The sequence below is a fragment of the Paenibacillus sp. BK033 genome, assembly GCF_004345425.1.
Classification (GTDB): Bacteria; Bacillota; Bacilli; order Paenibacillales; family Paenibacillaceae; genus Pristimantibacillus.
In genome coordinates this window covers 1-23,124 of record NZ_SLVP01000015.1, presented here as the reverse complement: position 1 = coordinate 23,124, position 23,124 = coordinate 1, and the positions used below count along the sequence as shown (strand labels likewise).

General features: G+C 49.0%; 21 protein-coding genes. 20 read left to right on the top strand and 1 reads right to left on the bottom strand.

Translation table 11 applies throughout. The features are described 5' to 3' along the window. Positions 1-166 precede the first annotated feature (166 nt). From EV294_RS28110 to EV294_RS28050, 13 genes are all read left to right on the top strand, one after another. Positions 167-1,972 (top strand): sensor histidine kinase, encoded by a 1,806-nt coding sequence (locus tag EV294_RS28110; protein WP_132313054.1) that lies wholly within the window; start codon positions 167-169, stop codon positions 1,970-1,972. 53 nt (positions 1,973-2,025) lie between these two features. Continuing rightward, positions 2,026-3,351 carry an ABC transporter substrate-binding protein gene (locus EV294_RS28105; RefSeq protein WP_132313052.1) on the top strand — a complete coding sequence of 442 codons (1,326 nt, stop codon included), beginning with the start codon at positions 2,026-2,028 and terminating at the stop codon, positions 3,349-3,351. Between the two features lie 162 nt (positions 3,352-3,513). Next, positions 3,514-3,822, top strand: a complete 309-nt coding sequence (locus tag EV294_RS28100; RefSeq protein WP_279513621.1) for a PadR family transcriptional regulator — start codon at positions 3,514-3,516, stop codon at positions 3,820-3,822. Further along, positions 3,819-4,166 carry a DUF1048 domain-containing protein gene (locus EV294_RS28095; RefSeq protein ID WP_132313048.1) on the top strand — a complete coding sequence of 116 codons (348 nt, stop codon included), beginning with the start codon at positions 3,819-3,821 and terminating at the stop codon, positions 4,164-4,166. Before EV294_RS28100 ends, EV294_RS28095 begins: the two co-directional genes overlap by 4 nt. A 32-nt stretch (positions 4,167-4,198) precedes the next feature. Next, positions 4,199-4,528 (top strand): DUF1048 domain-containing protein, encoded by a 330-nt coding sequence (locus EV294_RS28090; protein ID WP_132313046.1) that lies wholly within the window; start codon positions 4,199-4,201, stop codon positions 4,526-4,528. A 208-nt stretch (positions 4,529-4,736) separates the two neighbouring features. Continuing rightward, on the top strand, positions 4,737-5,720 hold the full coding sequence (locus tag EV294_RS28085) for an ABC transporter permease (RefSeq protein WP_132313044.1): 984 nt from the start codon (positions 4,737-4,739) through the stop codon (positions 5,718-5,720). 15 nt (positions 5,721-5,735) lie between these two features. Beyond that, entirely contained in the window at positions 5,736-6,617 is an 882-nt protein-coding gene (locus EV294_RS28080; protein WP_132313042.1) for a carbohydrate ABC transporter permease, read from the top strand. Positions 6,618-6,682: 65 nt separating this feature from the next. Then, positions 6,683-8,275 (top strand): extracellular solute-binding protein, encoded by a 1,593-nt coding sequence (locus EV294_RS28075; RefSeq protein WP_132313040.1) that lies wholly within the window; start codon positions 6,683-6,685, stop codon positions 8,273-8,275. Between the two features lie 96 nt (positions 8,276-8,371). Next, complete coding sequence (locus EV294_RS28070) at positions 8,372-10,189, top strand: beta-L-arabinofuranosidase domain-containing protein (RefSeq protein WP_132313038.1); 1,818 nt, start codon at positions 8,372-8,374, stop codon at positions 10,187-10,189. Between the two features lie 117 nt (positions 10,190-10,306). Beyond that, the gene (locus tag EV294_RS28065; RefSeq protein ID WP_243711826.1) at positions 10,307-12,079 is read left to right on the top strand and encodes a sensor histidine kinase; all 1,773 of its coding nucleotides are present in this window, start codon (positions 10,307-10,309) and stop codon (positions 12,077-12,079) included. Further along, positions 12,027-12,773, top strand: a complete 747-nt coding sequence (locus tag EV294_RS28060; RefSeq protein WP_132313034.1) for a response regulator transcription factor — start codon at positions 12,027-12,029, stop codon at positions 12,771-12,773. The genes EV294_RS28065 and EV294_RS28060 overlap by 53 nt, the downstream gene beginning before the upstream one ends. A gap of 6 nt (positions 12,774-12,779) precedes the next feature. Continuing rightward, a complete protein-coding gene (locus EV294_RS28055) occupies positions 12,780-15,098 on the top strand; it encodes a glycoside hydrolase family 95 protein (RefSeq protein WP_132313032.1) in 2,319 nt (772 codons plus the stop codon). Between the two features lie 107 nt (positions 15,099-15,205). Further along, positions 15,206-16,570, top strand: a complete 1,365-nt coding sequence (locus EV294_RS28050) for an MATE family efflux transporter (protein WP_132313030.1) — start codon at positions 15,206-15,208, stop codon at positions 16,568-16,570. Between the two features lie 244 nt (positions 16,571-16,814). Here the strand turns inward: EV294_RS28050 and EV294_RS31155 are convergent, their stop codons facing one another. Continuing rightward, positions 16,815-16,937 (bottom strand): hypothetical protein, encoded by a 123-nt coding sequence (locus tag EV294_RS31155; RefSeq protein ID WP_481856098.1) that lies wholly within the window; start codon positions 16,935-16,937, stop codon positions 16,815-16,817. Between the two features lie 119 nt (positions 16,938-17,056). Between EV294_RS31155 and EV294_RS28045 the strand changes: the two genes are divergently transcribed. The 7 genes from EV294_RS28045 to EV294_RS28015 all read left to right on the top strand — a co-directional run bounded on the left by EV294_RS28045 (position 17,057) and on the right by EV294_RS28015 (position 22,845). Beyond that, positions 17,057-17,962, top strand: coding sequence for a DUF3885 domain-containing protein (locus EV294_RS28045; protein ID WP_132313028.1), 906 nt, complete (start codon positions 17,057-17,059; stop codon positions 17,960-17,962). Between the two features lie 631 nt (positions 17,963-18,593). After that, on the top strand, positions 18,594-19,067 hold the full coding sequence (locus tag EV294_RS28040; RefSeq protein ID WP_132313026.1) for a UPF0158 family protein: 474 nt from the start codon (positions 18,594-18,596) through the stop codon (positions 19,065-19,067). 149 nt (positions 19,068-19,216) lie between these two features. Next, entirely contained in the window at positions 19,217-19,618 is a 402-nt protein-coding gene (locus EV294_RS28035; RefSeq protein WP_132313024.1) for a hypothetical protein, read from the top strand. 153 nt (positions 19,619-19,771) lie between these two features. Continuing rightward, a complete protein-coding gene (locus tag EV294_RS28030) occupies positions 19,772-20,590 on the top strand; it encodes a helix-turn-helix transcriptional regulator (protein WP_132313022.1) in 819 nt (272 codons plus the stop codon). 85 nt (positions 20,591-20,675) lie between these two features. Beyond that, a complete protein-coding gene (locus EV294_RS28025) occupies positions 20,676-21,053 on the top strand; it encodes a VOC family protein (RefSeq protein WP_132313020.1) in 378 nt (125 codons plus the stop codon). A gap of 573 nt (positions 21,054-21,626) precedes the next feature. Next, on the top strand, positions 21,627-22,019 hold the full coding sequence (locus EV294_RS28020) for a stalk domain-containing protein (RefSeq protein ID WP_132313018.1): 393 nt from the start codon (positions 21,627-21,629) through the stop codon (positions 22,017-22,019). After that, entirely contained in the window at positions 21,943-22,845 is a 903-nt protein-coding gene (locus EV294_RS28015; RefSeq protein WP_165930833.1) for a hypothetical protein, read from the top strand. Before EV294_RS28020 ends, EV294_RS28015 begins: the two co-directional genes overlap by 77 nt. The last annotated feature ends 279 nt before the right edge of the window (positions 22,846-23,124 follow it).

The window sequence follows — 23,124 nt, the reverse complement described above, 5'->3', positions numbered from 1 at the left end:
TTAGTCATTACGGAACTAGTGTAAAGAATCGGGCATGCCGTCACAATGAGGGAAACGCAAACTTTTAGGGGGAATGTTAATGTTTTGAACTGGGAAGAAGGAATAGCAGAAGCGCATAGTGAATAAAGGGAGCTTTTCGTCCCTACAAGAAAGGCAGGTTAACCGTATGAGAAAAGTTTCGTTTCGGCTGGCGTCCTCCTTCCGCAATCGTATGATATTTATCTTCTTGCTTATTATCATTGTCCCGTTTCTGCTCTTCGCCTACTATTCCCATATCAAGTCGATTGAGGGGATATCCGAGACGAATACGAAGATGACCATGAGCTATCTTCTTCAGGCGAAGAAGAACTTCGAAATCTATTTAAATAATTTGAATGAACAGGTCAACGAGGTTATTGGCAATAAAAGCGTTCAAGACTTACTATACAAGGAGCCCGTTAACGAGCAGGATGAGGAATCGTTCGCGGTTAATATGCTGACGGCCCTGTATCACGCCACGCCGGTTATAGATGCGTTCCGGGTAAAGGTATATCCGATTAATCCAACGAAGTACCCTTCGTATATGCGGTCTATCGATGAATCCGTGCGGATTGGCGACCAATATTGGTTCCAGCGCTCCAAAGCAACGGTGGAGCCGACCTGGTATCTGACCATGCCGAAGCAGGGGAAATACGCAAAGCCTTTGCTCACTTACGTGAAACGGTTCTCCGGATTGTACGATTCCAAAGTGCGGGGACTTATCGCAACGGATCTTTCCGACGACTTTCTGGAGCGGTATTTCTCCCCCTCGGATCAGCTCAAGGATCAGAAGCTGCTGCTCGTGAACGACAAGGGCATTGTGCATTATGATTCGGCCGTCAATGAATGGACCGGTCAGCCGTTTCCTTCGGAGTCTTTCGTCAATTCTATGAAAAAAAGCGACGCCGGCTCGCAGTCCATCACCATCGGCGGACAAACCTACCTGGCAACCTACGTAGCGATGGCCAATCATCCGTGGACGATTGTCAGCTTGACTCCGCTGAAGGAGCTGACCGGCGCCATGAACGAGATTAACCGTGTCCTTATTATTTTTCTGATCGTGTATTTGCTGTGCTGCTTCAGCGTCGTTATTTATTTGACCGTAACCTATACGCAGCCGATTGCCCATCTTGTCCGCCTGATGCGCAAGCTGGAAGCGGATAATCTCCATTATTTATCGCCATGGTCCTCCCGCAAGGATGAGGTAGGCTGGCTGTTCCGGAGCGTTGGCAGCATGGTGCACCGGATAGACGGGCTTGTGAAGGAGGCCGCGCGTTCGGAGCGCAACAAGAAGGCGCTGGAATTCCAGGTACTCAGCCATCAGATCAATCCGCATTTTCTGTACAATACGCTGGAGTCGATCCGGTGGAAGGCGGAAAATCACGGCCGGAGCGACATAAGCGAAATGGTGTCGGCGCTTGGCAATCTGCTGCGTCTCAGCCTTAACCAAGGGAAAGAAATCACCACGCTGAAGCGGGAGTTTGATCAGGTGAAGGCGTACGTGGCGATCGAGCAGGCTAGAATGGGCAAAACCGTGCGGATCCTCTACGCCTGCGATGAGGAAACGCTGGAGCTGCCGTTCCTTCGGCTGCTGCTGCAGCCCCTTGTAGAGAATGCGATCCAGCATAGCGTGCGGGATAACTTCGACAAAGGGAAGATCATGATTGCCGCAAGGCAAGAAGAGGGTGATATCGTTATGGATATCGCCGATAATGGGAAAGGCATTCCGCAGCATGTGCTCGACCAGCTGGAGCAGGCGGAGGAGCCGGCAGGCAGCAAGTTCTCGCCGTCGCGCCGGGGCGTAGGGCTGCGAAACGTGAACGACCGGCTGAAGCTGTATTTTGGCGAGGCTTATAAGCTGAAGATTGTGACGGGACCGGACATCGGGACAAAAATTACGTTAAAGCATCCTGTACTGAAAGAAGGCCAGGAGCTGGATTCGACCTTTGAGTGAATAAAAGGGGAGTACGGTTCCATGGCATGCTGCTATAAAAGGAGGAGTATCAATTGAATAACAGACGTTACGTTATTGGAAGTTTACTCCTGACGCTTGTATTGGTCCTTGGCGCATGCTCCGGCCGTACGCCAGAGTCTTCCGCCAAGACTCCGGAGCATGCTCCCGTTACGCTCAGGCTGCTTACCTGGGCGGATGACCGATACCGGCAGCTGTACGAGATGTTCCATGAGAAGTATCCCTGGATTACGATCGAACCGGTTAAGGTGGAAGCAAACGAGAAGGATATTACCGCGACAATCAAAGCGCTGCAGAAGGCCGGAACCCCGGCCGATCTGGCCTGGATCGACGGAGACCTGCTTGCCTACGAGCAGCAAGGACTATTGGAAAACCTCAAGCCCTATATGGATAAAGACACTTCCTTTCAAGACAAGGTGCTTCCGGACGGCTACTTCGATACGATGGATTTCCGCGGGCGCAGACTAGCCGTGCCGTTCGTGGATGTGCCGATGTGGATCGTCGTTAATAAGGATTTATTGGCCAAGCATGGGGTTGAGATGCCGCCAAACAGCTGGACCTTTGATGACTTCCGCTCTATCGCCAAGCAGGTGACCGATCCCGCGTTGGGCGAATACGGACTTACGACCAGCAATGAATTTGTCATGCGGCTGCTTCCGCTCAAGGCGGCAGCCGACGGGCATGCGCCGAACCTGGCCTATTTGAACGAGAGCATGACGCAAAGTCTGTTGAATACCCCGGCCGTTCTGGACGATATCCGTTGGCTGACCGAGTTTGTGACGGAAGACGGTTCGATGCTTTCCTGGTCCAAGGCCAAGGAACAGCATGATGTCGCGCGTAGTTTCCTGAACGGTAAAACCGCCTTCGAGGTCGGGGGGGATTGGCTGCTGCCGCGCTTGCAGAAGGAAGCGCAATTCAACTGGGATATCCTCCCGTTTCCGCGCGGGAAGCAGAACCAGTATTCCTTCCATATTTACGGCCCGCTGGCCATGCTCAGCGGTTCGCAGCATAAGGAGGAAGCCTACGAATGGATCAGCTTCCAGTTCGAGCTGGAAGCGCAGAAGTGGAAGATCGACGAAGGCGCCAACGCTTCCGTCATTGATCCGGAGCTGACCGATTATATCGACATGGCGCCAATCTGGCAGGGCCGCAATATCGAGGCCGTCAAGATGACCAAGGACAACGTCCTGGTCCTCCCGGGCGCTACCATTCCCGGCTTCTCGGAGTACAACTGGGTCAACATGATCAACGAGATTGTTTTCAACGGCTATGACATTAAGCATCTGATCCCCGAGACCGAGGCTTGGAATAAAAAAACGCTCCAACTGCGCGAGCAGTGGAAGCAGCAAGCCGTCAAATAAGCGAGAAGCCGTCCACTGAGGGCGGCTTTATGTTGTTTATGGACGGCTGTAAGCCCATTGACAACCCAACTACTTAGTGATACTTTATAGTTGTAGTAAGTGATACTGCATACCAGTCATACGGAATAGCGAGAGGTGATTGTGCTGGAAAACATAACGGAAATGCTTAAAGGAGTGCTCGAGGGCTGCGTCCTTGAAATTATAAGCCGCAATGAAACCTACGGCTATGAAATTACGAGGCAGCTAAACGCCCTCGGCTTTACGGATGTTGTAGAGGGAACGGTATATACGATTCTGATTCGGCTCGAGAAGAATAAGCTGGTGGAGATCACCAAGAAACCATCCGACATGGGACCGCCGCGAAAGTTTTTCGCAATCAACGATGCGGGGCGCGAGGAGCTGCGAAGGTTCTGGGCAAAGTGGGAGTTCGTATCCTCGAAAATTAACGAGTTAAAGGAGAGAGAGCAATGAATTTTTGGCAGAAAATCACCGGCAGCGACATGACTAAAGAATTCAAGGCTTTTGAATCGCGGGCCAATAAGCTGCCGGCAGATTATCAAACGGCATGGGAGAAAATCAAGGCCAATCTTTGGCCGCACGCAGATTTGACGGGCCGCAATCTGATGCCGATTCTGGACGGCGTGCTTGGACTGCTTGAAGAAGCGGCGGCGGACGGTCAGCGAGTCCACGAGGTGCTGGGGGACGATCTTAAGGGCTTCTGTTCAGCGCTGGCGGGCGAAGAAGGAGCAATAACGTTTCGAGACAAGTGGCGCCAGCAGCTCAACCATACGATTGCCAAAAAATTAGGCAAGTAGCTTAAGCTCATCGTGCTATTAGGAGGGTAAACATGAGAATACAAGATATCATTCAAGGAAAAAAGGAGTGGCGAGCGCATGTGGCGCGGGTAAAAGCGCTTCCCCACGATTATCAGATCGTTTACAAAGAGATGCAAAAATATTTCTTTAAGGTTGGCCCTGTTGAGCTAACCGAGGGGACGGGGATGCTCTCCGGAATTGTCGATCTTTTTGAAGAGGGAGCGGCACGGGGGAAAGGCGTGCTCGAAGTGACGGGCAAGGACGTAGCTGCTTTCTGCGACGATTTGATTAAAGATTCAAAGACGTACGCTGATCTTTATCAAGAATCCATCGACAAGAAGGGCAACAAGACCAAGAAATAAGAGCTCCGCCCTTAGAGCATGCCTATCGAATAAGCGAGCGCCTTGAGGTACTTACCTCTCTTAGCCCTGCCGCAACACACAAAAGCCGTCCAATCAGGACGGCTTTTTGCATTGCGGCAATCTTCAAAAATGACAACGCTTTCTTAAGAATGTTGGCTTTCGACGGCTTTGTCTGGAAGAGTAAACTGAGAACAAAGGAGGAGCAGATATGGAGTTGGATACACGGGTAACGGGAAATACGGGAAAAACAGAACAACGATCGCAATTTTGGAAGCGGTTCAAAAAACAAAAAACGCTGCATCTGTTCGTCGGACTCGGCATGATTTTTTTGTTGGTCTTCGCTTATACGCCGATGTTCGGCATTCTAATGGCCTTTAAGCAGTATTCCATCTCTACCGGGATTAAGGGCATTTTCACGAGCGATTGGGTGGGATTAAAGCATTTCAAGGAATTCGTGGGCGACTACCAATTCGGAACGATTGTCCGCAATACGCTGGCACTAAGTCTTCTAAAAGTCTTCTTCGCTTTTCCGGCTCCCATATTGCTGGCGATTCTATTAAGCGAAGTGAAAGATTTGAAATTTAAGCGGTTTGTCCAGACCATCAGCTATTTGCCCCATTTCATCTCGTGGGTCGTTGTTGCGGGGATTGCTTTCGCCTTCCTGTCAACCGATGTCGGGATGATTAATAAGGCGCTGCTAGGGTTGGGTTTGATAGACAAACCGATTGACGTATTAACGAATCCCAGCTACTTTTGGGGGTTTGCGACGGGAAGCGCCGTTTGGAAGGAAATGGGCTGGTGGACAATCATCTTCCTGGCCGCAATTGCCGGGATCAACCCGTCGCTGTACGAGGCCGCGCAGATCGACGGAGCTGGCCGTTTGGCCCGAATACGCCATATCACGTTCCCCGGAATGAAAGGAACGATTGTTGTCGTACTTATTCTGACCATCGGGAGCATTCTGGGCGGAGGGTTAGTCGGCTCCAACTTCGAGCAGGCGTTCCTGTTCGGCAACAGCATCAACAATCCGACCTCGGAGATCGTGCAAACCTACGCGTTTAAGGTTGGTTTAAGGGATGGAAGATTTTCCTATGCGGCTGCCATTGATTTGATTCAATCCGTCATTTCCGTCATTCTGATCTTCTCCAGCAATTTCATCGCCAAACGTTCTTCGGGCTCAAGTCTATTCTAGGAAAGGGGAGCGGGCATGCAGCTCAGCCAGAAACAAAAAGACCGCATCATGGATGCCTTGATTTATGCGTTATTAACCATTCTTACGTTAACGATGCTTTATCCGTTTTATTACGTTCTGATTCTTTCCTTTAATAAAGGAACCGATTCGCTTCTCGGAGGCGTTTATCTGTGGCCTAGAACCTTTACCGTTGAGAATTACGTCAGGTTTTTGGATGATCCCCACTGGTACCGCGCTTTTTTGGTCACGATTATGAGAACGCTTGCAGGAACCGCCTTAGGCGTCTTATTTACCTGCTTGGTCGCTTACGGATTGTCGCACCGGGATCTGCTGTTTCGTAAAGGCTATTTCACGGTCATTATATTCGCGATGTACTTTTCCGGCGGCCTTATCCCGTATTACGTCGTTCTGCGCTCCGTTGGACTGTTGAACACGTTTGGGGTCTATGTGATTCCGTCCATGCTGAGTACGTTCTTCCTGTTGATAGCCATTTCGTTCTTTCAGGAGATTCCGGGCGAATTAAAGGAATCGGCTCATATGGACGGCGCCAGCGAGCTCGTTATTTTCTACCGGATCATTCTTCCCGTCTCCATGCCGCTCATTGCAACGATGTCGTTATTCCTGGGAGTTGGACAGTGGAACTCTTGGCTTGATTCCGCTTACTTCGTGCAATCGGAAGGTCTGCGGACGCTTGCCTTCCGGATGATGGAGGTCATCAACAAGAGCAACGCTCCGATGGACGCCATTGCCGTTGCGAACAGTGCCTCGGCGGGCGTTACCAGCTATTCGCTTCAGGTAGCGGCCATGGTGATCTCTATCGCGCCTATCGTATGCGTATATCCGTTTCTTCAAAGATTTTTTATTCAAGGCATTATGCTGGGTTCCGTGAAGGGCTGATTTTTAATTGGCATGATATTAAAGCGTTTGCTTTAATATAAACATCACTTGTTGGAGGGGTTACATTGAACAGATACAAAGGGAAGAAGGCTCTGCTCCTATCGCTCATCCTCATGATGACGATAACGTTAATGTCCGCATGCGGCGGAAACAACAACAACGACGGTCAGAAGAACAACGCAGCCGCCGCCGACTCTCCGGGGACAACCCCCGATTCGCCCGCAAAAAGCAACGAGGTGAAGGAGCTGTCCTTGTTTATCGATGCCTCCTGGTATCCGGTGAAGGAGTGGAAGGGAGCCGTTGCCGAGGAAATTACGAAAAAGACGGGAATTAAGCTGAACGTGACGGTCGCGACGGACGATAAGCAGCTTCCGCTGATGATCGCTTCCGGAGACCTTCCCGACCTGGTCTTCACTTATGCTAATATCGATCGGATGTCCGATTCAAAGCTTTCCTATCCCTGGAATGAACTGATCGAGAAATACGCGCCGGATTTTAAAATCGATCCGACAAGAATCGCGATACACACCATGGATGACGGCAACTTCTACACGGTGCGCAACTCCTTTGCCACGCAGGAGGAAATGGCGCAGAACAAATATTCGCTCGGAAGCGACGGCAACCCGGGTATCGCCGTGCGCGAGGATATTCTGAAAGAGCTTGGGAATCCCCCGATTGACACCATCGACAATTTTGTAAAGGTTTTGGGCATGGTTAAGCAAAAATACCCGGACATGGTTCCTCTCATTATGGATAAGGATTGGATCGAGCAATACTTCCTGCAGCAGTTCGGCGTCGAAGGCCTTCTGGACGGCTGGTACGAGCGGGACGGAAAAGTGGACTATGCGATAAGACAGCCGGAAATGCTGGAATTTTTCAAATTCATGAACCGTCTTTACCGCGAAGGGGATATACTGGCCGAGAACTTCGCCTATACGAACGATCAAATCGACGATCAGTATGCGACAAGCGGGAAGGCGTTTGCGCATAGCCATACGGTCAGCGTAGCGGACATGGACAATATTAAGGTCAAAAACGCGGGCGGCTCGTATACGTTCCAGATGCTGCCTAGCGCCATTTCGAAAAATGCGAAAGCGGTCAGCTCGGGACTAGGCTTCGCAGGCACGTTTATCACGAAGAATAACAAGGACCCCGAAGCTTCGATCAAATTCCTTCAGTATCTGGCAAGCGACGAAGGCAAGAAATTGACCATGTTTGGCGTTGAAGGCGAGCATTGGACTTGGAATGAAGATGGTTATCCGAATTTGAAATACGATCCGTCCGATGCCGATTTCGTCAACACGAACGGAATTAAATGGTGGTACCTGTACAACGACGGCGTTACCGAAGGAATGCTGAGTTACGTGCCGGGGGCACAGAAGACGAAAGCGTTGATGGAGAAAAAAGCGTTCACGGTCTACAAGCCGGAGCTTGGTTTGATTCAATTGCAGCCGGATTCCGAAGAGAAGACGATTAAAACGAAGATTGACGAGATGATCAAGAACGAAAAGGTCAAAATTTACTTGGCGAAATCGGAAGAAGAGGCCGTTGCCAATTACGAGACCATGGTGAAAAATGCCGAGAAGATCGGTTTGAACCGCTTGGTGGATTGGGCAAACCAAACGTATCAGAAGAAGAAGGATTTGTTTAAAAAATAAGACCAAAGTCCGGCAGCAGCGCGATGCGTTGCCGCCGGACTTTGTATGCTATACCGCTGGTGGATTTGCTTTTGCGAAGGGAGGAAGCACAACGCTATGTTCATTTCGTTTCAACTGGACGAAGTCCGATTAACCGACGATGTTTTTGCTTCCAGGAGAGAACGTGCAAAAACATACCTGCGAGAGTTTGATCTGGAGCGTCTGATGCACACGTTCAAGATTAATGCGGGAATGGCATCCGCAGCGGAGCCGCTGGGCGGCTGGGAGGCGCCGGATTGCGGCTTAAGAGGACACTTCGTCGGGCATTTTCTGTCCGCGTGCGCCAAATTCGCTTATGGCGATGGCGACGAAACGATGAAGACGATGGCGGGTGAAATTGTCGGCGTCATGCAGGCGTGCGCGCAGCCAAGCGGCTATTTGAGCGCCTTCGAGGAGGATAAGCTTGACGTACTGGAGCTCGAAGAGAACCGCAGCGTGTGGGCTCCCTACTATACCCTGCACAAAATCATGCAAGGCTTGATTGATTGCTATAAATATTTGCGTCATGCGCAAGCACTGGAGCTTGCGGTCAATCTTGCCCATTACATTCGGGGAAGATTCGAACGTCTTTCCCATTGGAAAATCGATGGCATTCTTCGCTGCACGAAAGTAAATCCCGTAAACGAGTTTGGCGGTTTGGGAGACTCCCTTTATACGTTATACGAGTTGACCGGAGATGCCAAGCTCCTCGGATTGGCCCGTATTTTTGACAGGGATTACTTGCTCGGGCCGCTTGCGGAAGGCCGGGATGTATTGGAGGACCTGCATGCCAACGCTCACCTTCCGATGATCATTGCAGCCATGCACCGCTACAAGATAGGAGAAGAGGATTCCTATAAAAAATCGGCACTCCGTTTCTACGATTTCTTGAAGGGGAGAACCTTCGCGAACGGAAACAACAGCTCCAAGGCGACGGCCTTTATCCGGGGCGGAGTATCGGAGAAAGCGGAGCATTGGGGCGGTTACGGTCAATTGGCGGATGCGCTGACCGGCGGGGAAAGCGAAAGCTGCTGCGCGCATAATACGGAAAAGATTGTGGAGCGCTTGCTGGAATGGTCCCCGGAGACCGGGTATTTGGACCATCTGGAATCCCTCAAGTATAACGCGGTCTTGAATAGCGCCAGCGCTAAAACGGGTCTTTCCCAATACCATCAGCCGCTCGGAACGAATGCGATGAAGAAATTCAGCGAACCGTATGATTCCTTCTGGTGCTGCACCGGGTCAGGGATCGAAGCCATGAGCGAACTGCAAAAAAACATCTGGTTCAGGAACGGAAACGCCATTCTTCTTAATGCTTTTGTTTCCTCGACGGCAGCATGGAAGGATCGTGGAATCGTTATCCATCAGCGGACGAGTTATCCGGACAGTCTGACTTCCGCGTTGCATTTTGAAGCGGATGAGCCGGTGGAGCTTCGGATGATGTTCAAGGAAAAGGCCGTCAAGAACATAAGATACAACGACGAAGGCATCCATCTCCGAAAGGAAGAAGGGTATATTGTAGTCGAACGCTTATTTCGTAATGGGGATCGGATGGACATTGAAATCGAAGCTCCCTTGAGGCTGATTCCGCTTCCGGGATCGGAAGCAACGGCAGCGCTCCTATACGGCAGCGTGCTCCTCGCCAGGGTTGATGATGACATGCCATTGACAGGAATATCCGATCGGAATCTAGAGGAGAAGCTGGCCGGCAGGATAAAGGATGGTAAGCTGGAGGTTATCGTCGAAGACGATAGGGGGACTCGAGCCAGATTCATCCCTTTATTTAGAGTCGAGGAGGAATCGTATTCCGTTTATATCGATTGGTCGGGACTTGGGGCGCCGGAACGCGGCTTTTCCTTTGCGGCGGTCGGAAGAGCGGCCTATGGAGGAAGCTAACGATCGGTCTGCAACCGATCGCTCCGGGGGAAATGCGACTCTAGCGGAATTCTTGAGTACGTGATACGTTAACGATATATGGATTCCTTATTGGAGGGAAATGCATCCGTGAGCATCATGCGCAAGATCGTGCTTGGTTACGTCATTATGATCTTTATCCCGGTTATCGCTTTCGGGTATCACTATTACACGCAAATCTACGGAAACTTGACCCAACAATTCGTAGAGAGCAGGCAAAAGATCCTCGAGCAGGCCTACGCCAATATGAAGACGGATTTCGCCAGGATTCAATCGGTTCACCGGGTGATGCAATACAATCCTTACCTGACCGATTATCTGGATGGCGTCTATGATTCCGACGCGGACAGCGTCTACGCATTGACACGGTATATTCTCCCGCTGTACACCCAATCCATGTTCGCCAATCCGGAGATCGAATCTATCGTGATCTATAAAATGAAGGACCGGGTGCTGCCCATAACCAATCTATTTCGGGACTGGTCCATGCTGGAGCCGCAAACAGAGGCCACCGTCGCGTCTCTGAAAGCCGGTCAGGGGATATGGCTGCGCGCCGATCCTCAAGTATCGGATCCGGACCTGATTTATTACCAGTACATCTACAATACGCAAATTACGGAGCGAATCGGTCTCCTTGAAATTCGGGTTAGCAATAGCTTAATCCGCAACTTTTATGCCGCTGCGGGCGTGGAGGGCAATTGGAAAGCCAATCTGCTTACCGGGCAAGGCGATTTGCTGAGGAACGAAGCGGCAGGATTGGACAATAAGACGCTGACTCTTCTGCAAGCGGAGAAGCGGAATTTTTTTATCAACCGCAATATGATTGTCAATCAGCTAAAGCTTGAGCCCCTGGGCGTTCGCGTAATCATCACCGGTCAGGTGGGAGACGTATTCCGTTCCGTGAAGCAGAAAGAGGCCGTATTGGTGACGATCATCGTGCTGCTGCTCATCGCCTTATCCATCGCCTATTATTTGCTGGCTTCTACGATTACGAAACGAATTCTCCGCTTGGCCCGGCATATGCGCACTCTGAGCGACAATAACCTAAGGCAGCTGTCGATCCAAAGCGGCAGGTTTGAAAAGGACGAGATCGGCTTCCTGATCGTTACCTACAACTCCATGGTTAGGAGAATGGACGAGCTCATTAATAATGTCCACCGGGCCGAGCTTCGCAACAAAGAAGCGGCATACCAGGTGCTGCAAGCGCAGATCAAGCCCCATTTTCTATACAACACGCTGGAAACGATCCGAATGGTCGCGGAAGCCAATAACGACAAGGAGGTTGCCGATATATCCTTCTGGTTCGGGAAGCTGATGCGGTACAGCTTGTCGTCCGCGCAGCAGGAAACGGTTCTCGCGAAGGAAATCGAGATGGTTGCCTTTTACATGAACATCCACAAAATGAGGCTTCAAAGCAGGCTGACCTACGAGATTGACGTTCAGCTCGAGGCCGACAGGCTGTCCTGTCCGCGCTTTCTCCTGCAGCCTCTTATTGAAAACAGCATCGTGCATGGGGCTTCCGCCGTTCTGCGTCCCGTCCATATCCGGCTGCAAGCAACGGAAACGGAATCGGAGGTCACGATCGAAGTCTCCGACAACGGAAACGGGATTCCGCCCGAGAGGCTTCTCGAGCTGCGCGAACGGCTGACCAGGCACGATGAATTCCGAAAATCGGATGAACCGGCCGGCGTAGGCTTAAAAAATGTCAACGAAAGAGTCAAGGGTTATTTCGGCGGAGATTCCCGATTGGAAATCCTCAGCGAGCCGGGTCAAGGAACCTGCTTGCGCATTATCATTGAGAAAAGGACGGCGGTGGACGATGAAGATCTTGATCGTAGACGACGAACCTTTGATTCTGAAAGGGTTAGTTAAAATCGTAGAAGAGGTGGCGCCGGCAGGGTCCGACATTTGCTCGGCCTTCAACGCATTGGAAGCGCTTGAAACCATGAAGCGCTTTATGCCCGATGTGACCGTAACCGATATTAACATGCCGGAGAAGAACGGTTTCGAATTGATTCGGGACGCCAGGCACGCGGGATTATGCGACCGGTTCATTATCCTGACCGGATACGACGAGTTCGAATACGTCCGCCAGGCTCTTCGCTCTGGTGTTGTGGATTATTTGCTGAAGCCCTTGGACAAGAAGGAAATCGCCGTTCTGCTGAGCCGCGTTAAGGAAGAGCTGCCCGCCGCATCGGATTCGGAATACAGCCGGCACGCCGAACGGATTCTGGCCTATTTGCAGTTGAATTACATGAAGGATTTGTCTCTCGATCACCTGGCGGAACGAATGAGTCTGCATCCGAATTATATCAGCAGCCTGTTCAAGAAGGAGACGGGGGATACCTTTGTTAATTACTTGAATTCGCTGCGGATCCGGGAGGCGCAAAAACTATTGAAAACGCAGCCGCATCTGACGGTTTGCGCCATCAGTCAGCAGGTCGGCTTCGACACCAAGCATTACTTTGCGAAGGTGTTCAAAAAGTACGCGGGCACGACTCCCGGCGCTTATCGCGGAATTCAGGAAGAAGACGAAACGATTCCATCAATTAACGGAAGGGATTGAACGCAAATGCTGGAGAACAATCGCGAATACGAGGATACGCTGCTTTATCATACTCCTGCCGGGAAATGGGAAGAAGCCTTGCCGATCGGCAACGGACGCCTGGGAACCATGATATTTGGCGATCCGCGTGCGGAACGCATGCAATTAAACGAGGATTCCTTATGGTACGGGGGCCCTAGAGATCGGCATAACCCGGATGCCCTGCCGAATTTGGCCGAAATTCGCAAGCTTATATTCGAGGGAAAGCTGCGGGAGGCCGAGCGTCTGGCCTCGATGGCCCTGACGGCCATTCCCGAGACCCAGCGTCATTATGTTCCGCTGGGCGATCTGTTCCTGCAATTCGAGCACGCCGGCGAAATTGAGAATTACGAAAGACGGCTTGATTTATCCGAGGCCATTGCTCGCGTTTCCTATAAGGCGGGAGAAACCCATTTCGTCCGCGAAATTTTCGCGAGCTATCCGGACAGAGCCATCGTGATTAGGCTTAAGGCGGATGTTCCCGGCCAGATTTCGTTTACCGCCCGAATGGGACGCGAACGGTTCCGCTATGTAGACCAGATTCGGGCCGAGGACGGTAAGATCGTCATGAGCGGGAACAGCGGCGGAGGCGTCCGGTATTGCGGGGTCCTTGCATGCAAGCCCGAGGGGGGGAGCATGCGCACGATTGGCGAGCATCTGGTCGTCTCGAATGCCGACGCCGTTCTTCTGGTCGTGACCGCGTCGACCGATTTCCGCGAAGCCGACCCCGAAGCTGCTGCGATTGGAGACGCCGTACGCGTTTCCGCAAGCGCTTATGCGCAATTGCGGGCTTCGCATGTCTCGGATTACCGCATACTGTACGATCGGGCAAGCCTCTCGTTAGGCGCCGAATCCGGCTTGAAGGCCAGGACGGAGGATACCTCTGAACGTCTCGCTAACGTTAAGGCCGGTCGCGAGGATCACGGTCTTACTGCCTTATATTTTCATTATGGCCGGTACCTTCTGATCGCCTCGAGCAGGCCCGGATCGCTGCCCGCTAATTTGCAAGGGATATGGAACAAAGATATGCTTCCCGCCTGGGACAGCAAATTCACAATCAATATCAATACCCAGATGAATTATTGGCCGGCAGAGAGCTGCCATTTGGCCGAGTGCCACTTGCCGCTCTTCGACCTGATCGAGCGCATGATTCCCAACGGCCGTCATACTGCCCGGACCATGTATGACTGCCGCGGAAGCGCCGCTCATCACAACACGGACATTTGGGCGGACACGGCTCCTCAGGATTTGTGGCCTTCGTCGACCTATTGGCCCCTTGGTCTCGCTTGGCTGTCCCTTCATCTTTGGGAGCATTACCGATACGGGGAAGACAAAGCGTTCCTGGGGCGCGCTTACCCGATGATGAAGGAGGCGGCGGTCTTCCTGCTTGATTATCTGGTCGAGCTTCCCGGCGGGGAATGGGTCACCTGCCCTTCCGTCTCTCCCGAGAATACCTATCGTCTGCCGAATGGGGAGACGGGTGTGCTGTGCTACGGGCCGTCCATGGACAGCCAAATCGCGCGCGAGCTGTTCCAGGCTTGTACAGCCGCGGGAGAGCTGCTCGGATCGGATGACAAAGACTTTCTGGAGGAGCTGAAGCAGGCCATTGGCAAGCTTCCTCCATCCCGTATCGGACGTCACGGCCAATTGCAGGAATGGTACGAGGATTACGAGGAGGTGGAGCTTGGGCATCGCCACATCTCGCATCTGTTCGCCCTGCACCCGGGAACCCAAATTACGCCGGATCATACGCCGGAACTTAGCAATGCCGCTCGCCGAACGCTGGAGCGCCGCTTGGAGAACGGGGGAGGGCATACCGGCTGGAGCCGGGCCTGGATCGTCAATTTCTGGGCAAGACTGCGAGACGCGGAAGAGGCGTATAACAACGTAACCGCGTTATTGTCCCACTCTACGCTGCCGAATTTACTGGATAACCATCCGCCGTTTCAGATCGACGGCAATTTCGGCGGAACGGCAGGCATTGCGGAAATGCTACTGCAGAGCCACGAGGCTTGCATGCATTTGCTGCCCGCCCTTCCAAAGGCATGGCCGGACGGCGAAGTCCGGGGACTGAGGGCCCGCGGCGGCGTGACGGTGGATATCGTTTGGAGAAAAGGGGTCATCCATCAGGCAATCCTAACGCCCGATCGTAAAGGGACTTACCACGTGCGCTGCGATCATCCCGTGTGTTTGTCGGAAGAAAGGTTAGCCTTTGAACCGGAGAAGCCGGGTGGCCATTTGTTGTCGGTTGACGGGGAAGCAGGAATTGCAATCGTCATCCATGCTATACCCAAGGATAGTAACTGATCTTCATATCACTTCTTTTCAGCGGTAAGACTCCCTCCTATAATGAAAGCAGGTTTTGCCTATGATCAAAGATGGCAGAATCGAATTCCCTGCGAAGAGGTGCAGTCTTGCTGTTGGTCAAACGAATCCTAACATTAGCGATCCCGTCTATCGCCACCTTCTCCTCCATGACTTTTACCGGATTGCTGGTGTTAATGATCGTCGGAAATCTTGGTGCGGCGTCCATTGCGGTTGTCGGCATTACGAACATTATCATTTACAATCTATGGGCCTTATTCTCCGGCGTGCAGGGAGCGATTAACTTTCTCGTCGCCCAAAACTATGGCTCCGGCAATATCCGGCAGGGAAACCAACGGATGCAGATTGCGCTGATCATTACGGCCGTACAGGGAATTACCCTGCTCATAGGCAGCTTCCTGCTTCCTTACGGTATTCTCAACCTGATGGGCTCGAACGAGACCATCCTTACCCTTGGCTCACCTTACCTGCTCGTGAGAATGATTGCGCTAATCTTTACCATGTTTAATACCGTATTCTTTGCTTATATGCGGGCGGTCGGGGATACGCGTACGCCAATGACTCTCTCGCTCATTAATAGCGGGCTGGTCGTAAGCTTGACTTATGTCCTTGCCTATGGAAAGTTCGGTTTTCCGGAGCTTGGGCTTCAAGGAGCGGCGTGGAGCATGGTAGCTGCCGAAGCGGTAACCTTTTTGCTAAGTTTAATCGTCTATTACGGTTTCATGAGCATCCCGTACGCAACAAGGGGCTGGATACGCATCGAGGCGCAACAGGTGCGCCTGCTGTTGTTCGAGAGCGTTAAGCTTGGCATAACGGAGCTGTCCAACAGCGTTGGGATGCTTGTGTTTACCGCATGCATTACAAGGCTTGGCACAACCGCTATCGCCGCCAATGAAATCGCGCTTAACATCTTGTCCTTCGGGTTTATGCCTTCGAATGGCTTCGGCGCTGCGGCTACGATCGGGATTGGACAGGAAGTGGGCAAGGGCAACAGCGCTGCTGCCCGAAGATTCGGGATTGTGACGGTTTATCTGGGCCTTATCTTTATGGCGTTGATCTCGGTCGTCTTTTTCTTGTTCGCATTGCCGATCGCCAAGCTGTATACCTCGGAGACGGCGGTGTACGAAACGGCGATTTCGCTTATCCATCTAACCGCTTGCGTTCAGCTGTTCACAGGAGCAAACATTATTTTCGGCGGCGGACTTCGAGGCATAGGGGACACGACGTTCTTGTCACGGACGGCGCTTATCTTAAACTGGCTGTTATTCATCCCGCTAACGATTCTGTTGACCAGGGTGCTCGATTGGGGGCAGACCGGCGCTTGGTCCGCGCTATGTTTGCTAATCGTGCTTTCGGCGGTTGCCAACGGGTGGCGTTATCTGACGCTCGACTGGTCCCGAGTAAAAGCGACGACGGGCAAAATACCGGCAGCATCAGCTGCCGGACATATGTAAAAATGAGCAAACAGCCGGTTATCTCGACCGGCTGTTTGTTCGTGCAATTTAAGTAATTAGTTGCAGCAACCCACGGCCCAGCCACCAAAGAATAACGACATAATATTCCCGATTAGAATCTTAATATTAACAAGCTTTTTTCACATGTACGTATTTTCTTGTCGTTTGTTTCAAGCTGAAAAGAGTAGCAGAGGTCGGGAATAGTGTGGCCCTCTCCGTTACACACGCACGCCCAGTTGTATGACTATTTCGGCTTTGCGATCCCATGGATAATGATATTCCATACAGTATTGAAATTGTCATCAATCGAACTAGATGTCCAATCCTGAACATGAGCGGGATGATGAAACCGCGCGGTGGCTAAAATAATTCCCTACGCCACCATTTCGGGGAAAGATGCAGCAGATCAGAGTTTAATCCAAACATGAAGGATCTTGGTCAGTCAGATATGGTAAAATGGAGAATAAAAGCTAAGGTAAATCCTCAATGAACATTGTAAAAGAAATTAAAGCTCAAGGTCCTTATATCCGTTTTGAATTAGGACTCGAAAGTTTGACGGAAGAGGCGTACCGGAACGAAAGCTTTCGTCGCGCGAGTGCTATATATCGTTCAATCTTCGATCCCGAAGACGATGTGATTTTTATGCATAGGACCAGCTTTGGAATAAATGAAAAACGGAAAAGTAAGATACGATTAAAGCGTTTTTTCCTAACGCGGTTGAATAACACGACATCGAGCACTTTACCATATGAGTTTGATGAGTCTGATGTCGATTTCTACACTAAAGAATGGACCGTTGAAGTTAAAGCGAAAGAAATCAGAAAGTCGTATTTAATTGAATCCATTGAGAATGCCGACTTCATGCGCAAACCGAGCGCCGACGGTGGGATTTACCTGTATAACAAAACAAAAGGCATCTTGTTTCACATGTATGACGATCGTGGCTGCGATGTCTTTAGTTCGCAAATAGGTGCCCTGTTGCCTCTATACCATCTACACCGAAAATGGATCTTGGATTTTAACCGATACGAAATTGACAATCTTTTTGGTGAAGGACTCGCGGGTATCATCGAAACGGATGAAGAACTTAAGACTCGAATGGAACATAACAACAAGAAAATTACTAATTCCGGAATCAATCTAAGGCGAGTTAACACCTGTCACATAACACATCATTTTGAGATTCCGTTCGTATACGCTAAAGAATTTGAAAAAGAGATCGGGTTGACGTCATTCTCGATTAAGCAGATTTCAAAATTGGATGACCGGGTCAGGTTTATAGCTACTAAAACACAAGCTTTAGCACTAATCGGTTACCAAACGCACCTCATGAGTATGTACGGTAAAAAATATGGTGCTTATGAAGGTTGGAGCTTTGAAAGAACAGTTTGATTAGGGTGGCAGGTCTAGAAAATAACCTTACAAGAATATATTTCGCTAACGCAAATGATTAAGCTAGGGTAACTATAGTTCAATCAATAAAGCAGCAGCACATCTACCGGTCTGGTGCAGCTTTTGTTGAGTAAAGGGAGGATACTTTAATCACATCACGAATAAGTGTTAGAATTAGCGAGTTTTAAAAGAGGCGAAGATATTGCCCGAATTCGATCATTCAAGAATTAAAGGTATAACTACGAGTGGACTCCGTTACATGGATGATCAAGATAAAGAGGTCTTTATCGACTTTTTTGAATGTAAAAATAACTGTCAATTATGCAAATGAATCACATTCGTTTGCAGGAAACCATCGAAGTGTTGAATCAACTAATGATGTGATTTTTGTGGTCAAGGAGCGGACTGGACAGAACCAGTTTCCGATATTGATGAAAATGGTAAAGATATTGAGCTACGTTCCTGTTTAATGTGTTCGTTTGACGGAACAGGTAATGCAAGTAGGGAAGAGATTCAAGAAGTTATGAATCAGATGAAGAAAAACAAATAAACCAAGATAGCGATACTTCGGCAGTGTGCTACGAGGAATGATCATTCAGTAAAAAGGATGAGTTGGAAAGGAACGATTTTATTGGTTAAAGTACTCGTCAGTTTAGATCAATTAGTCAGCGAGATTGAGATTGGGATTGAGGATACGTTTACTTATATAGATGTAACAACAGGTGAAGTGATTACGTTAACTAGAGAAGAAATTCGAGCTGCTGAAGATGAACAGCCGCTTGAAAATTTCCCTGAATGGCAAAGAGAGAACATTCAAAGGGCAATTTGCATACTCGAGGATGAACAGGAAAAATATGCTGATTTCACGTTAAAAAACGACTACAACGAATATGAACTCATAGAAGAGTTCATTTCGACTCTTGAAGATGAAGAGATGAATGAAGCGCTAAATACCGCAATTATTGGGAAAGGTGCATTTCGCAGATTTAAAGATAAAATAATACAATTTGGCATAGATAAGCAATGGTATACCTACAAGGAAAACAAGATAAAGGAATTGGTGATTGAATGGTGCATCGAACATGACATTGAATTCCAAAAATAATAAACTAAAAATGAAAGCTGCCGTCATGGCAGCTTTATTATATTAAGGGCAGGATAGTGGGATGAACTATAGTTGAAAGAAACACTTTCTTTCATGTTAAAATTTTAAATAGAAAGATTTAAGGCTGAAACAACTTTGAGGTGAATTACATGGAATTTCGGTATCAAGTAGATAATTATGTAATGGAAGACATTAATCCAGAAGCCGATTTTGTTTACGGCTTCCTCTATCAAATGAACAATAGTACAAGCTCATTTTGTACACTATCTTTTAGTGATTCTTTATATATTCAATGTGCAGGTTCTAAGTCAAGAATGACAATAGAAATCAGAACACCAGATAAGTATGGATTTAGGCATTTTGTAGTCGGTGTAAAGAGTCTGTTAAAGACAAGCACAAAGGTTTCATACAGCGGTGGTGAAATAAAAGTTAAGTCTAATGAAGTCTTAAACCATAATCAGGCAGTTGAACTATTTAGAGCGTTTATTATTGAAAAAAGGATACCAGATGAATATACATTAAGAGAAACAACAGAAATGTTTAAAGATTAACGAGAATGGAGTATGTATTTGCTTGAACTTATGGAAAACGTTGATAACAACACGACAGCAGCTGGGCAGTGTTACAGTCATTGGCGAGGCAAGTTAGCCTTGAAAGCCGCTAAGTTTTCAAGATTTTTCACGTAATAGGAGGAAGAAGCGCAGATGAGCCATCCTTACCGGCCCTTGCATGCTCCCCAATTGCAGCCGCAGTTGCATATCCACTCGCACAACTTCCGGGAGTTTGCGCCAAGCCGTCGCCTGGCGTCGCATGTCGCTGCCTATTGGACGGTGGATTTCCTGCCGGTGCCGGGAAATCCGGGACATCGAGTCATCCCCGATGGCTGTGTCGATATTATAGTGGACCTGTTCGCTTCATCAAGCAGGCAGGCCGCTTATGTCGTAGGGCTAACGACACAAGTCGAAGTTTTGCAATTTGCAAAAGCACGCTCGGTATGGGGTATCCGGCTGTATTCGGAGTCGGCCCGCACGATCCTGAAGTCTCCAATATCGACATTAACGGCAAATCGTGTGTTTTTGGAGGATCTCTGGGGACAAGAGGCCCTCGATTGGGTCGAAAAGCTGCTGACTGCCCAATCGTTACCAGACAGGATCGAGGTCGTGGAGCAGCAATTGGGCCGAATACTGGCTGCGAGCGAGGTGCCTGCCCTCACTTTGGTCTACCAGAGCATGCAGTATATATACGAGGTCAAAGGTAATCTTTCCGTAACGGATTTGGCGGATAAGGTAAACTTTAGCGAGAGGCATCTGCGAAGATCCTTTGAACTGGAGCTTGGCCTCAGCCCGAAGGAGATGCTCGGCATCGTCCGCTTTCAAAGCGTGCTGGAGGAATTGTACAGAGGGGACTATTTCAGCTTGACGGATTTGGCACTTCAACACGGGTACTACGATCAGTCGCACTTCGCTGGCGTTTTTAAGCGATATTATGGACTTCCACTCAAAAGGCTGACCAAGCAGGAGTGAGGAAGTCCGTTTTTTACTATTTTGCAATGAAGGACAATTACTATAATGGGAGTGAAATCAAGCAAGGCGAGGGGAGCTGCATTACATGACGGTAAAGTTGAAACGAATCGCGATTTACGTAGAAGAGATGAAGAGGGCGTTGGATTTTTATCGTGTGTTGGGGCTGGATATTCCGGACGGCGCCGACGAAGATCATCACGTAGACGTGGAGCAAGAAGGAATTGTGTTTGCATTCGATATGGTGGAATCGGTAAAGCGTGTTTTTGAAGGCTGGGAAGATCCTGTCGGCTACCGGACCGAGCTCGCCTTTCAGTTCCCCAGCAACGAAGCGCTGGATGACGTGTACCGTCAGTTGACGACGCTTGGGTATGACGGCTTTCTCGAGCCGCAAGATGCACCGTGGGGAGAGCGATATGCGATCATAAAGGACCCCGATAACAATCTAATCAGTCTCGTCGCTTAACGAACTATCGGTGAACCATAGTTAAATAAAACAGTGGTAGTCTCGGACTTTGTTTTTTAGTCCTAGACTACCGCTGTTTCTTTATTCTGAACAGTATTTGTAACTTGCCGATCCAAATCAGGCGAATTGTGGCACGGTGGAAGCACTTGGGAGAGGGGCTGTTTGGGATTCAACGATTAACGAATCGATCAAGACTTGTTATGATCGTCTTAACTTGCGTTGCATGAAGTCTCATTTCAACAGCGTTTAACCGAGCAAGAGGTTCACGATCTTATTGCAAACAAAGAAAACGTAAAGAAATCTACACCGACCTATTACGGGGTGATTATCCGGTACGACAGGGGCGCGGGACAAAAACACCATATTGCACTAACTGGGAAGCTCAAAGGAATTTGTCTCCATGGGGAGCAGATCCCCTTTCTGCTTTATAAAATGCCGGAGAGAGGCTTTGTTTGGTTTGTGCTGTATTTTAACTCGGTAGCCATAGGATTGTTGGCTACTATTTTTATTAAGATTTCAGCCGATAAACTAAAATAAGAGCGATTCTTACTACTAAGAATAGGATGTGTCACAATGTTCAAGAAGCTTATTGGTATATTGATAGTCCTCTGCATGGTCGTATCTACTCCACAAGTAGAGGGAGCTGCTTCTGTAAGTAAGCAAATTCAATTGGTAGTGAATAATAAAAAGATTACTGGTGTAAATCCGATTGTAAAATCGGGTGTTATGTACGTAGCTTTTCGCAAATTTTCTGACGCAATGGGTTATAAGGCCGCCTATGATCCAGATACTGGGATAATCTCGGGAAACATAAACGGTGTAGTCATTCGATTCGGTACCGGTGAAGATATTATTGAGTATAACGACGCTGGTAGTTACTATTTAACCAATGCAATTCTTGAAATTAAAGGACAAGATCCCTCTTCGCGAATTTGGAGATATCGCGAAGTATTCGATTTATTATGATGAACCGAGGCTCACCGTAAGTATACAGACATATGGTTATGGTCAAGAAGCCGCTATTAAAGAGCTCATAACGAAATATTTCGAAGCATTTACTCCAAAATTACTGACATCTGATAATTTGACATTGGGATACCATAATCCTGAGTACGACTATGAAGCGAATCAAGTCAATAGTGAAATCCCAGTCCGAGAATCCAAGCTGAGCATCGATCGAATTGAATATACAGCTAAAGACCAAGCAACGCTTCAAGTAACTTATATAAAGAATACGGAAGAGTTGAATCGTAAAGATGTGGAAGTCTTCGTCATTCGGTATGAACAAGGACAATGGAAGATCGCACACGATGGCTGGTTTTATAACAAACTGGAACTTCCGGGGGATATCGACCAAAAGGCTGCAGCCATCTTAGAGGACCATTTTATTGAGCAAAATAACGTACTATCTGATTTAAGAAAATACTACGCAGCGTATAATGCAGAAAATCTTGATCAAACGATTCAATACACAGCCCCCTCATTCATTAAAGAATGGGAAGGTATTGTCATTGGGTCAAAAACCTGGAAAGACAACCTTAAAGAATTGTTCTCGCATAGCGACAATAGATACAAATTAACTAATGAACGAGTCGTCTTTCTTGGAAAAAAGGAAGCTGTGGTCCAAGGGACTCTTAGTTGGAGCGATATGACAGAAGGTGTTACAGAAGGTGATGAGGTATTCGAAGCTCTTATTTATATGGAAAACGCTAATGGACGATGGACGTATAATTACGAGCTTGATCTTGATCAGGATTTCGATACTCGCGAAGAGATCGCGGTATTCGATTGAGTGGTTGAGTAGTAGTTAATGTAAAGGGTTTGTTTCTCCAAGCTGATATTAAGCTACCCCGAAAATTACTCTTAGCTCAGACCCAAAAATGGCAGCACGAAAACAAGCCCAGCTTTTATGTTTTTTTAAAACTGTGCTTCTTCGAAATTATGAGAGATTAGGACGGTTAAGAGGCCTCTGAGGCAGAAAGAGCAACCTGAAAACCAAGACTCTCAAGCCTGCGAACAGCTTGCTTCATAATGGCTTCTTGCTGTCGCTGTTCAAAGTAATGACTGCCTA

Excerpts from the sequence above, each read along its gene's own strand:
- EV294_RS28110 (WP_132313054.1), top strand. The coding sequence starts at position 167 with ATGAGAAAAGTTTCGTTTCGGCTGGCGTCCTCCTTCCGCAATCGTATG.
- EV294_RS28100 (WP_279513621.1), top strand. The coding sequence starts at position 3,514 with ATGCTTAAAGGAGTGCTCGAGGGCTGCGTCCTTGAAATTATAAGCCGC.
- EV294_RS28095 (WP_132313048.1), top strand. The coding sequence starts at position 3,819 with ATGAATTTTTGGCAGAAAATCACCGGCAGCGACATGACTAAAGAATTC.
- EV294_RS28090 (WP_132313046.1), top strand. The coding sequence starts at position 4,199 with ATGAGAATACAAGATATCATTCAAGGAAAAAAGGAGTGGCGAGCGCAT.
- EV294_RS28085 (WP_132313044.1), top strand. The coding sequence starts at position 4,737 with ATGGAGTTGGATACACGGGTAACGGGAAATACGGGAAAAACAGAACAA.
- EV294_RS28080 (WP_132313042.1), top strand. The coding sequence starts at position 5,736 with ATGCAGCTCAGCCAGAAACAAAAAGACCGCATCATGGATGCCTTGATT.
- EV294_RS28070 (WP_132313038.1), top strand. The coding sequence starts at position 8,372 with ATGTTCATTTCGTTTCAACTGGACGAAGTCCGATTAACCGACGATGTT.
- EV294_RS28065 (WP_243711826.1), top strand. The coding sequence starts at position 10,307 with ATGCGCAAGATCGTGCTTGGTTACGTCATTATGATCTTTATCCCGGTT.
- EV294_RS28060 (WP_132313034.1), top strand. The coding sequence starts at position 12,027 with ATGAAGATCTTGATCGTAGACGACGAACCTTTGATTCTGAAAGGGTTA.
- EV294_RS28055 (WP_132313032.1), top strand. The coding sequence starts at position 12,780 with ATGCTGGAGAACAATCGCGAATACGAGGATACGCTGCTTTATCATACT.
- EV294_RS28045 (WP_132313028.1), top strand. The coding sequence starts at position 17,057 with ATGAACATTGTAAAAGAAATTAAAGCTCAAGGTCCTTATATCCGTTTT.
- EV294_RS28035 (WP_132313024.1), top strand. The coding sequence starts at position 19,217 with ATGGAATTTCGGTATCAAGTAGATAATTATGTAATGGAAGACATTAAT.
- EV294_RS28030 (WP_132313022.1), top strand. The coding sequence starts at position 19,772 with ATGAGCCATCCTTACCGGCCCTTGCATGCTCCCCAATTGCAGCCGCAG.
- EV294_RS28025 (WP_132313020.1), top strand. The coding sequence starts at position 20,676 with ATGACGGTAAAGTTGAAACGAATCGCGATTTACGTAGAAGAGATGAAG.
- EV294_RS28020 (WP_132313018.1), top strand. The coding sequence starts at position 21,627 with ATGTTCAAGAAGCTTATTGGTATATTGATAGTCCTCTGCATGGTCGTA.
- EV294_RS28015 (WP_165930833.1), top strand. The coding sequence starts at position 21,943 with ATGCAATTCTTGAAATTAAAGGACAAGATCCCTCTTCGCGAATTTGGA.